The sequence below is a fragment of the Fructobacillus americanaquae genome (assembly GCF_024029775.1).
Taxonomy (GTDB): domain Bacteria; phylum Bacillota; class Bacilli; order Lactobacillales; family Lactobacillaceae; genus Fructobacillus; species Fructobacillus americanaquae.
The window spans coordinates 1,326,204-1,337,436 of sequence record NZ_CP097122.1 but is presented as its reverse complement, the minus strand read 5'-3'; the positions used below and the strand labels follow the sequence as shown (position 1 = coordinate 1,337,436).

9 protein-coding genes, 1 other RNA gene and 1 riboswitch are annotated in these 11,233 nt (G+C 44.9%); of the genes, 1 reads left to right on the top strand and 9 read right to left on the bottom strand.

Annotated elements, in window-relative coordinates:
• Positions 1-45: 45 nt before the first annotated feature.
• The 4 genes from rnpB to recU form a co-directional block, all read right to left on the bottom strand.
• Positions 46-414: RNase P RNA component class B (gene rnpB, locus M3M36_RS06485), an RNA gene on the bottom strand.
• A 56-nt stretch (positions 415-470) separates the two neighbouring features.
• Positions 471-854, bottom strand: coding sequence for a DivIVA domain-containing protein (locus M3M36_RS06480; protein WP_252773759.1), 384 nt, complete (start codon positions 852-854; stop codon positions 471-473).
• Between the two features lie 259 nt (positions 855-1,113).
• The gene (locus M3M36_RS06475) at positions 1,114-1,671 is read right to left on the bottom strand and encodes an SLOG family protein (protein WP_252773758.1); all 558 of its coding nucleotides are present in this window, start codon (positions 1,669-1,671) and stop codon (positions 1,114-1,116) included.
• A complete protein-coding gene (recU, locus tag M3M36_RS06470; protein ID WP_252773757.1) occupies positions 1,668-2,375 on the bottom strand; it encodes a Holliday junction resolvase RecU in 708 nt (235 codons plus the stop codon). The genes M3M36_RS06475 and recU overlap by 4 nt, the downstream gene beginning before the upstream one ends.
• A 146-nt stretch (positions 2,376-2,521) precedes the next feature.
• On the opposite strand from recU, the gene M3M36_RS06465 reads away from it, so the two are divergent.
• Positions 2,522-3,556: a branched-chain amino acid aminotransferase gene (locus M3M36_RS06465; RefSeq protein WP_252773756.1), complete on the top strand. Its 1,035-nt coding sequence runs from the start codon at positions 2,522-2,524 to the stop codon at positions 3,554-3,556.
• A 417-nt stretch (positions 3,557-3,973) separates the two neighbouring features.
• Here M3M36_RS06465 and guaA read toward each other — a convergent pair whose 3' ends face one another.
• The 5 genes from guaA to M3M36_RS06440 form a co-directional block, all read right to left on the bottom strand.
• Positions 3,974-5,515 (bottom strand): glutamine-hydrolyzing GMP synthase, encoded by a 1,542-nt coding sequence (gene guaA / locus M3M36_RS06460; protein ID WP_252773755.1) that lies wholly within the window; start codon positions 5,513-5,515, stop codon positions 3,974-3,976.
• 3 nt (positions 5,516-5,518) lie between these two features.
• Positions 5,519-6,478 (bottom strand): IMP dehydrogenase, encoded by a 960-nt coding sequence (locus M3M36_RS06455; RefSeq protein WP_252773754.1) that lies wholly within the window; start codon positions 6,476-6,478, stop codon positions 5,519-5,521.
• A gap of 35 nt (positions 6,479-6,513) precedes the next feature.
• Positions 6,514-7,626 carry an IMP dehydrogenase gene (guaB, locus tag M3M36_RS06450; RefSeq protein ID WP_252773753.1) on the bottom strand — a complete coding sequence of 371 codons (1,113 nt, stop codon included), beginning with the start codon at positions 7,624-7,626 and terminating at the stop codon, positions 6,514-6,516.
• 87 nt (positions 7,627-7,713) lie between these two features.
• Positions 7,714-7,810, bottom strand: a riboswitch (purine riboswitch).
• Positions 7,811-7,886: 76 nt separating this feature from the next.
• Positions 7,887-8,861 (bottom strand): YitT family protein, encoded by a 975-nt coding sequence (locus tag M3M36_RS06445; protein ID WP_252773752.1) that lies wholly within the window; start codon positions 8,859-8,861, stop codon positions 7,887-7,889.
• Positions 8,862-9,039: 178 nt separating this feature from the next.
• Complete coding sequence (locus M3M36_RS06440) at positions 9,040-11,196, bottom strand: putative polysaccharide biosynthesis protein (protein WP_252773751.1); 2,157 nt, start codon at positions 11,194-11,196, stop codon at positions 9,040-9,042.
• Positions 11,197-11,233 lie beyond the last annotated feature (37 nt).

Below are 11,233 nucleotides of genomic sequence, written 5' to 3'. Positions count from 1 at the left end.
CCATAAAAAAAAGCCCACACCAAGTGTGGACTCCCTGTAACAGGTACCTATAGGCCATGTTTTGTTCCAGTACTTACCAGGGATTAAGCACCTTCAGTAATCATCTATCTAAGCGTTGCCGCCATACCGACCATCATTTCAGTTCACTAGGTCAGCCGCCCCTACCAAAGTTTGGGTTGCCCGCTTGTGGGGTTTACCTCGTCTCAAGTCCTAAATTTTCACCTAGGAATCCGTTTCTATGGCACTTTCAGACCTATTTTGACATAGCAAAGCCGTAGCCATTTCAGTCGCCGTCATGGTTTTCACCATGCCTGGGTTTATTTTTTATCCCAGCACAAACACTACACCCATCGCAGAGTGTGCGAGCATGGACCTTCCTCACATGAGAAATATCATGCGCAATTACTCGGTACCTGCTATTAAACAATTAAACCATTGTTAATCGCAGTAAAATTTTACCACTTTTTAACTTAGTTTGCACCATTTTCTGAACCAAATACAGCTCGTTCCAAATTCGCGACGCGCTTAATGAGATCCAGATTAGTTGGTGTTGCGGTTGGCGTTTGAACTGGAGCAGATGCTGGCACCTCCTCGACGACCGGTGCTGGTACAACCGGTTGAGCTTCACGAACGTGATCTTTAGCACTCAACTCTTCTTGAGTCTGCTTCAAAGCAGTCTGCAATTGGCCGACTTGTGTCTGCAATTCTTCAATGCGCTTAGTGAAAACACCGTAATCAGAAATGATGTCATCCAAGAAACCATCAACATCATTGGGATCATAGCCAACACCAACGCGCTTTTCCTTAAAAACACGGTTGTAAATATCTTTTTGAGTATACTTTACTTGAGCCACAAGAAACACTCCTTTAAATTCTAATTGAACTAGGCTAATAATACCAGGAAAACCTGGCAGTAGCAAGTTTGACAGTCATGCTAGTAATACTAATGTAATTGTTTCAGATTAAACAAACGTTAACTTTCGCCATTTTATCCAACTTTTTGTCGCTTCTGGATAGATTAAAGCCAGAAAAACACCTAGTACTCAGGATAAAGTCGTCTTAAGACGAATCGATCAGTTTGCTCCGCCTCTTGTCTCAGAAATCTCCGCCTCCTCATTGGTTGTGCTGATTTTCCTGGTAATCATTGGCAAATTCTTGCAAGTCATCCATACTAACCATTTCCAGTGGATATGGGGACTGCGCCTGAAAATTTAAAATGGCTTGATAATCGTACTGAGATTTTCCCGGAAATTCGGTATCATACAAGAGCACCGCACCATCCGTGTGGTTTAAGACAAATTCCTGATACTGGCGCAATTGATATGGTCCTTGATAGTCTTCCTGATGAACATCGGCGTAAAAATCCACCTGCTGTTTTAAATTAGCCAGCCGCGTCTGGCTCGCCTCCTGCCACTGCGATCCAAAGTGACCAAAGGGCAAAAGTAAAGCAACCTGCAAATTTGGATAATCCCTTTTCAAATCCAGCGCAACTTCAATCGCCCAGGTCTCTACTCCGAGTTGACCGCCTGTAATTACCCATTCCAGACCTAGGTCCAACTGTTCTATCATCTTTTTTTTGATAGCATACTTCAAAACTTGAACCCTGGGGTCCTTTTCCTTAAAGACACCCAATTCGTAGGTCCGATAACCCGTCATCCAAATCCGACTCATAGCGGGTGCCGTCCGTCGGATTGCGATTGTTTGACTAGACGATTACCGCCCACTGCTTGAGACTGATTGGGCTGACCTACCCGCTTACCAACCGACAAATCTGCCAAGTAATCATCAAGCGCCCGCAAATAATCCAGGCTGGGCATCAGACTTGGTTTGACCAAGTAACCTGCTGCTACGACATCGGCATATGGCAATGACCGGTGGCCATTCAGAGCTTGCCAATTGTAAATCAAGTCTGGTGCCGGATACAGGTAGGTTTCATCTCGGAGCGTGAATTTGATGAGGACAAATCCAACGCCTCCCTGGGCCACCACCTCGGATAAGTGGCGGACTTGGTGTTCATGGAAGTTCTTCATTGGAAACGAAGTTTTGTTCTTGGTTTCCTTCGCATCAAAATCAACATAACGGCCTTGATAAACGCCGTTATAATCGGTTGTTGATGGCTGCTGAAAATAGGCTTCCGTGATTTTGGCTGCTGATCGGGCTGGATAATCAACATTGACAATCGTCACCGGTGTCGGTTTCTTATAAATAACCGCAAGATGGTTGGCCAAATAGTATTCATTGGCATCGTTAATCAGGCTCTCCAAAGCCATCCCCCGCCGACCAAAGAGGAGACCCTTTTGCGTCTTCTTGCCACGTTGAATTTGATTTTGCACTTGCTGTCCATCGCCATGGACACCCTTGGGATAATTCACCATCGTGTTTCCTCGAAATTTTAAGTTACGCTTATTTTAACATATTCCATCAATAAGGCAGATTGATGGAAATCTCATAAAACCCCTTGACTTTTTCTCATTTTATTTTAATATAAGATTAATCATTGAGTAAAAGAAGGAGAATTATTATGACGAAAACAAAAGAAAGCGACCTCGATTTTAATAACTTGGGTTTTGGTTATCATGACCTGCCCTACCGCTATAAGGCCGAATATCACGATGGTCAGTGGCAACCAGGCGAATTGACTACTGATTCAACCCTCCATTTGAGCGAATCAGCTGTCGCCTTGCATTATGGGCAAGAAGTTTTCGAAGGCTTGAAGGCTTACCGGCGTAAGGATGGTGGTGTGAACATCTTCCGCCCTGACCGTAACGCCCATCGAATGCATAACTCAGCAGAACGTTTGTTAATGGCGCCTTATCCAGAAGATAAGTTTGTTGAAGCCGTTAAGGAAGTGGTTAAGGCTAACCAGGATTTCATCCCACCTTACGAGTCCGGTGGCTCTTTGTACTTGCGACCATTGTTGCTTTCGACTTCGCCTGAAATCGGTGTCCACCCTGGCCACGACTTCTTGTTCACCATCTTTGCCATGCCAGTTGGTGCCTACTATCCAGGTGGCTTGACGCCAACAGCCTTTGTAACTTCTGAATTTGACCGTGCTGCCCACGGTGGAACCGGACAAGCCAAGGTTGGTGGTAACTATGCCGCTTCGATGTTGCCCGGTGACAACGCCCACAAGGCCGGCTATTCCGATGTCGTTTACTTGGACCCACGCGAACATGAGTATATCGAGGAACTCGGTTCTGCAAACTTCTTTGGTATTACCAAGGATGGCCAATTCAAGACGCCAAAGTCACCATCAATTCTCCCTTCTGTTACAAAATACTCCCTCTTGGCCTTGGCTGAAGAAATGGGCATGAATCCGGTGGAGGAAGCAATTTCAATCCATGATTTGGATCAATTTGCCGAAGCTGGGGCCATGGGAACAGCGGCCGTCATTTCACCTGTTGGTTCCATTACCCACGAAGGAAAGAAACATGTCTTTTTCTCAGAAACTGAAGTTGGCCCAAAGACCCAAGCACTCTATGACCGCTTGATTGGTATCCAATACGGCGACCAAAAAGGTCCTGAAGGTTGGGTCCAAGATGTCCCTCTGGTCTAATAGCCGATTTTACAACTTAAAAAATCAGGTTAACCAACTAAATCATTTGATGTCCGATAAATCAGCGCTACAAAATAAAAAACAGCCGAATGGCTGGATTCAATTTAACGTTATTTTTGCTCAGTTGTCCGGTTCTGTCACTAATGAAAGTCTGATGATCCGTAATCACCATAGCCTTTGCTGTTGCAAAGTTAACAATTTTCTTATAATGTTTATGTGTTTCTTGTATAGTCAATTTTTTTGATCGTCTAGCAACATTTTTTATACCAACTACAAAAGCCAGTTCTGATTTTTCAGAACTGGCTTTAAAATTTAACGAGCTATTGGCCACAAACCAAGTAAACTTTATTAATTGCACTTTGCTTAAAATGCCATTAAATTATGCTGTTCACTTTGAGTTCTGCGCCTTATAATTATTTATTCCCATTCAACCGTTGCAGGTGGCTTAGCGGTAATGTCGTACACGACGCGGTTGATGTGATCCACTTCGTTGACAATTCGTGAAGAAACCTTTTGCAACACATCCCATGGCAAGCGGGCAAAGTCCGCTGTCATACCATCAACAGAAGTAATAGCACGAACAGCAATCGTGTATTCATACGTCCGGTAATCACCCATGACACCAACAGACTTATTGTTTGTCAAAACAGTGAAGTACTGCCAAACATCACCTTCCAAACCAGCCTTGGCGATTTCATCGCGCAAGATAAAGTCGGATTCACGGACAGTTTCCAACCGGTCCTCAGTGATTTCACCCATGATTCGGATACCAAGACCTGGTCCTGGGAATGGTTGACGCCAGACCAACTCGTGATCCATTTGCAACTCTTCACCCAAGGCACGAACTTCATCCTTGAACAACTTATTCAAAGGTTCGATCAAAGTAAAGTTCATTTCTTCAGGCAAACCACCAACGTTGTGGTGTGACTTAATTGTTTGGGCCGTATCCGTACCAGATTCAATCACATCCGTATACAACGTTCCCTGGGCCAAGAAGTCAACGTCCTTCAACTTGATGGCTTCATCGTTAAAGACTTCGATAAATTCGTTACCGATAATCTTACGCTTTTGCTCTGGATCAGTAACACCTGCCAGCTTTGACAAGAAACGATCCTGTGCATCAACCTTGATGATGTTCAAACCAAACTTGCCACCCAACATATCCATCACTTGTTGTGCTTCATTCTTACGCAACAAACCATGGTCAACAAAGATACAAGTCAATTGGTCGCCGATGGCCTTTTGTAACAAGACACCAACAACAGATGAGTCAACCCCACCAGACAAACCAAGCAAGACCTTCTTGTCACCAACTTCGGCGCGAATTTTTTCGATTTGTTCATCAATGAAACCAGCCATTGTCCAAGAAGCGTCCGCTCCGGCAATATCAATGACAAAGTTCTTAATGATTTCCTTACCGTGTTCAGACAATGTTGTTTCAGAGTGGAATTGAACGCCGTATAGACGGTCATCATCATTAGCAATCGCTGCAATTGGCGTCTTTTCAGAACCAACAGCCACAACAAAGTTGTCAGGCAACTTTGTGACGTTGTCCGAGTGTGACATCAAGACAACTTGCTCTTCTGGTGTACCAGCAAAGAGTTTTGAAGGGGCAGTTTGCTTGATGACGGTCTGACCAAATTCCCCGTTTCCAGGGTTTGCTTCGACCTTACCACCCAAATGTTGGGCCATCAATTGCATCCCGTAACAAACACCCAAGACTGGAACCCCCAACTTGAATACTTCAGGGTCAATTGGATAAGCATCGTCATCGTAAACTGATTTTGGACCACCCGAAAGGATAATTGCCTTAGGGTTGTATTCCTTAATTTCATCAATCGTCATCTTCGATGACTTCAATTCAGAGAAAACGCCGAGTTCTCGAACGCGTCGCGTAATCAATTGGTTGTATTGGGACCCGTAGTCCAATACTAAGATTTTGTCATTACCTGTGGTCATGGCTTAGTCTCTTTCCTGTTCAACGTAATTTGGCGCTTTTTTAGTGATTTCCACATCATGCGGATGTGATTCCTTCAAGCCGTTATCTGTGATTTGAACGAATTGTGCGGACTCTTTTAAATCAGCAACCGTATGTGAACCAGTATACCCCATTCCGGCCCGTAAACCACCATCAATTTGGAAAACAGCGTCTTCAGCGACGTCTTCTTTGGCAAGGTAATCAGAGACCATGACCAAATTAGCGCCACCGGCCAAAGCCTTAACAACATCACCTGAATAATGGATACCGCCCTGAGCGATAACCGTCTTATCCATTGAGTCTGCCACTTCAGCAATGCCCATCACAGTCGTCAAGAATGGATAGTGAATGTCATCAGGCCAGTCAGAATGAACTGAACGACCAGCAATCACGGCATCGACACCCAAGTCGAAGAGTTCCTTAGCAACTGCAGGATCTTCAATGGTTCCAACGGCCAAAGTAACGTGGCTCAAGGCCGCCTTCAAGTCTTTAATTTCAGCGGCAATATCAGCCGTCAAATCATCATTTAAATATAGGAACAAAGCAGAAGCGCCAGCACCAGCAAGTGCCAATGCGCGCTCCTTCACATCAGCGGCCAACCAAATTTCAGCACCAACGGACACGTGACCATCTTCAGTTGCCAAAGTCCGTGGGTGCTGATCCAAATCAACAGTTGCGGCACGCACAGCTTCAACAGCTGCCACTTGATCTGCAACAGCTTCACTAGCAGCAACCAAGCCCAATCCACCAGATTGAGCCACAGCCAAAACAACTTCTTGTTGATTAGCAGCTGGATTAATTGCTGCAGCTGCCAATGGATTATTCAACGCCAATACGCCCAAATGCGTCTTCAAGTCGACTAAATGTGGCAAAACGTTTGAAGCTGCTGGGACCAAAAGGGTTTCGTCGTACCCCAAGCCATGTCGTGTATTCATGTCAGTCATAATTTCTCCCGATCAAATGTTTGTGTTCGTAAAAATTACAAAGAAGCCTGGTAGTCAAAGACGTCAGTCGTCTTTTCAACGTTTTCGGCCTGGTCAATGGCTTCTTGCACGTTGTGCACACCCATTTCGGCCATTTCCTTGCGTAAGTGGTCCAAGATTGGTAACAAAATGTCAGCCAAAGTACCCTTATAGGCAACCCGGGCTTCAATTCCTTCTGGGACCATCTTCTTAGCTTCGTTAACTTCGCCCTGGAAGTAGCGGTCCTTTGAACCATTTTCCATAGCAGCAATGGATCCCATACCACGGTAAAACTTAAACTTCTGTCCGTTGTCTTCAAAGACTGCCCCGGGGGTTTCCTTTGTGCCTGAGAACATTGAACCGAGCATCACGGCGTTCCCCCCCATTGCAATAGCCTTCATGATGTCATCGGGCGTCTTAGCACCACCATCAGCAATGATTGCCTTGCCACGGCGCTTAGCTTCCTTAGCAGCATCGCGAATGGCAGACAACTGTGGTACACCGATTCCGGCAACAACACGTGTTGTACAGATCGATCCAGGTCCAATTCCAACCTTGACGACATCAGCACCCGCATCATACAAATCAGAAGCAGCGCCTTCAGTGGCAATGTTGCCAGCAATGATGTTGACGTCAGGGAAAGCATTCTTAACTTCGCGAACCTTACGCAAAACCCCTTCTGATTGACCGTGAGCAGAATCCAAAATAATGGCATCAGCACCAGCAGCGACCATTGCACCAGCACGGTCCACCGTGTCATTGGTTACCCCAACGGCACCGGCAACAATCAAGCGCCCCTTGGCATCCAAAGCTGCATTGGGGAATTGATTCAAATCAACTTGGTGTTCCTTCACCTTCTTGATTTCACCGGCTTGATCAGCGATTGTCATATTCTTATGAACAACACCTAAGCCACCAAACTGTGCCAGGGTAATGGCAAAATTAGCTTCTGTGACAGTATCCATTGCGGCTGATAGCAAAGGAATCTTCAGCTTGAGTGTAGGCGTCAATTCCGTTTCCAAAGAAACGGCATCAACTGAAATTTCGTCTTGATTTTTGGCGACCATTTTCATATCTTCAAAGGTCAAACCCATTGGGACGAACTTATTTTTAATCTTAAATTCTGCCATGATTCTCCTCACCATCCTGCTTACAAGATCGACCAAAAAAGAGCACTTTGCAGCTACCACAGCTCCGCAAAATGCTCCCTCAAAAAACCTTGATTGGCATTCACGGATAGTCACGACTTTTGGGGCGCGGTAGAGACTGCTGGCCATTTTCCAGCGATATATCTGTAAATTTCTCTTAAATTATTATTGATAATTGTACTCGGTTTTTTCTCATTTAGCAATAAAAATTCCCGAACATTAAATTATAAAAAGATGAGAATTTAATCCTCATCCTTTAGTTGATCCAACTGATCGGCCAACTGTTGTTCAGCCTCCAATTGAGCGTCAATTGTCACCGCCTTTGGTCCCATTGACTTTTTCATTTGTAATTGCCGGTCGGCATCCCAAAACTCACCCGCAACGGAAACCGTTGACAAGAAATTAATAAAGGCCTTTGGGTCGACCTGGCGAACAGTTTCCTGCATTTCAAAGAGTTCAAAACGAGATAGCACCATCATCAATGTCGTTGACTCCCGCTTCGTATAAGCACCTTCTGAAGGCAAAATAGTAATGCCACGAATCAAATCACGGTGCAAAGCGTCGATGACTTCCGGTCCCCGACTTGTAACAATTAAAGCTGTGAGTTTTTGGTAACCGGTATAAATTGCATCGATTACTCGTCCAGTAGCATAAATGCCAATCAACGTGTACAGAGCATTTTGCCAACCAATAAAGGAACCAGCAATCAAGACAATCACAAAGTTAACTGCGTTGTTAAAGGCGCCAATTGACTTTCCAGTTCGCTTTTGCACAACCATCGAAATAATGTCAAAGCCCCCAGTTGAAAAACCATACCGCAAAGCAACTCCAACCGAAGCACCAACTAAGAGGCCCCCAAAGAGTGAGGCCAACAGCGGTTGAGTGGTAAAAGGATGGACTGGCACGAAAATCAGAGCCAAAGCCACCACCATCGCGTTAATAAAGGAGAGGATGGTAAATTTACCACCAATTAGTTTCCAGCCCATCACACCAATTGGAATATTGAAAATCAAAAAGAACAATCCAGTTGGAATCCGTAAATGCCAAGCATCAAAGACCAACAGGGACAGTAATTGCGAAATTCCATTAATTCCAACAGAAAAAATGCTATTGGGGATTAAGAAATAATTCAATCCAAAAACCTGTAGTCCAACGGAGATTACGAAAACAGCACTTGTCAGTGCCGCCTTACGCCAAGATTTTGTTAAAGCTTGCATGGCGAGCCTCTCTTTCAAAAAAGAATTTATCACTGTCTCTCATAATATCATAGAAGACCCATATCTTCAGCCTAGTAGCCAACTTTTTCCAAACAAAAGCAGAGATGAGAAAAACCATGATGATTTGATTCTTGATATAAAAAAAGCCAGACAAAGGTCTGACTAACAATTAATTAAATTATTCAACTTGGTCTGGTTCATGCCCACGATCTAAAACCTGATTTAACAGGCCAAAACGGCGATATAAAACCAGCAAAACGGCCAGTCCACCGACAACCCCTAAAGCAGTTGCTAAACCTGCACCGATCTTTGTTGCCGTTGTCAGCAAGAAGGTCTTTGAAAGCCAAGTTAACACAAAGGCAACGATAGCCATGACGGCCGCTGATAGATAAGTCTTGACCCAAGTATCCTGAATCGTTCTCAACGAAACTTGGTAATGTTCCTTTAAGTACTTCATCATCAAGTAGAGCGACCAACCTAGGCCAAGGGCTGTGGCAATCAAAGCTCCCATACCTTGGAAAAGGTAAATCAACGGTGCTTGAATCACAACCTTAATGAACAAGCCATAACCAAAGGCCCGCATTACTTCTTTACCATGTGATAAGGCCTGCAAAACAAAGGACAACAGCATAAAGAAGGACATAATAATCGTCAAAACAGCTGAGAACTGGAGCAAGTAAACCCCGGCTTGGACCGTTTGATCAATTGGGTAAAAGAATCGGTATAAAGGATCCGAAACAGCATACATACCAAGAGCAGATGGCACTAAGACTAAGGAGGTCAACCGCAAAACAGCAATTAGCTGTTCCTTTAGGGCGCCCATTTGCTTAGCCGCCTTTTTGGCTGCCAAGATTGGCAAAGCCGTGGCCGCAATACTGGTGGCAAAAGAAATGACAATCATCACTAATTTATTCGGATTGGCCGAAAACAAGGCAAAATCAATCTGTAACTGACTAAGACTCGTATGAAAAAAAGCCTTCATCAATGGAAAGAACGTGTACTGGTCAACGAACAAGAACAAATTCGTTGAGGAACCTATTACAACAAATGGCCATGATTCTTTCAAAATATTGATGACCAGCGATAATGCTTTCGGCCCAGTTGGCTGGGCCTTTTGGTCTTGCCTTTCATCTTGTTGCTGATGGCGATGCAAAGGTTGGTCAGTCGCTGTTTGCTTTTCAGCAACTGCTGGCTGGTTGGCAGCACTCATTTTTGTCAAAGCGGCTTGTTCATCCGGTACGCCGGCAACTGGATGAATCAATCGCGCATAGCGCACCCAACCATAACCCAAGACAGCCAATGAGAAGAGTGCTCCGATAAAGGCAGCAAAGGTTGATTGAACAACGGCCCCGGTCCAGTTGCTACTATCATGGCTTAAGACGATCCAGGTAGCTAACAGCAAGTAAATCACACGGCCAACCTGCTCCCAAATATCAGACAAGGCTGAAATATGCATCAATTGGTGGCCCTGGAAAATTCCCCGGACCATCGACATCACTGGAAAGACCAAGACAGCCGGTGCCAAAGAATGCAAAACTGGCACACCCTGAGCATTGCCGTTCGATAAGAGTGGCGCTGCAACGTACAGCAAGGTCGAAAAGATAATGCCAAGCACTACCCCGATTTGTAGTGAGCGCTTAGTAAGGGCCCACAATCCATCCTGATCTTTTTTAGCAATTAGCTGGGCCATTACCTTGGAAATGGCTGATGGAAAACCAAATGTCGCAATTGAAAGCAAGATGGCATAGATATTATACCCTTGCGAAAAGAGCGCATTGCCCTGGTTAGCTGCCTTGCCAAGCATGGCCAACCACGGCAGGATATAAACTGCTCCTAAGAGGCGAGAAACAATGTTTCCAAATGATAACCAAAAGGACCCCCGGACCAAGGCAGTATTCCCACCGCCCTGGCTTTGGTCCAGCGCCTGCTCATCACTGGCAGACCGTCCCAACGAAGCCACTGTTTGGTCTGCCAAAGCCGTTGTGACGTCATCAACTTGCTGGTTCTCATCACTATCTTTTTGGTTGGCCGACTGCGTTGACCGGCGCTTCAAGAAGGCTGATTTTTTTGTTGCTACTGCTGGTCGTTTGACTTCAAGCTCGGATTCAGACAATTTTTTTGGATTATCTTTTGGGCCGCTATGATTTAAATTCTGTTTTTGTCGTTGCGACCGTCTTGGCCAAAAAGCAGCCATTTTTTCTTGCTTGGTTTTGGGACGAAGATTTTGCTCTAACTTGGCGAGCAGCTCGTCAGCCGTTAGATGTTTTTCATCAAGTGGCGTCAGGTCCTTTTTTTCTTGGTCACCCTCTTGTTTATTGTAAAAATCCTGGCTCATACCGGTATCACCTTTAATATGTATCCCATTAGGAAGA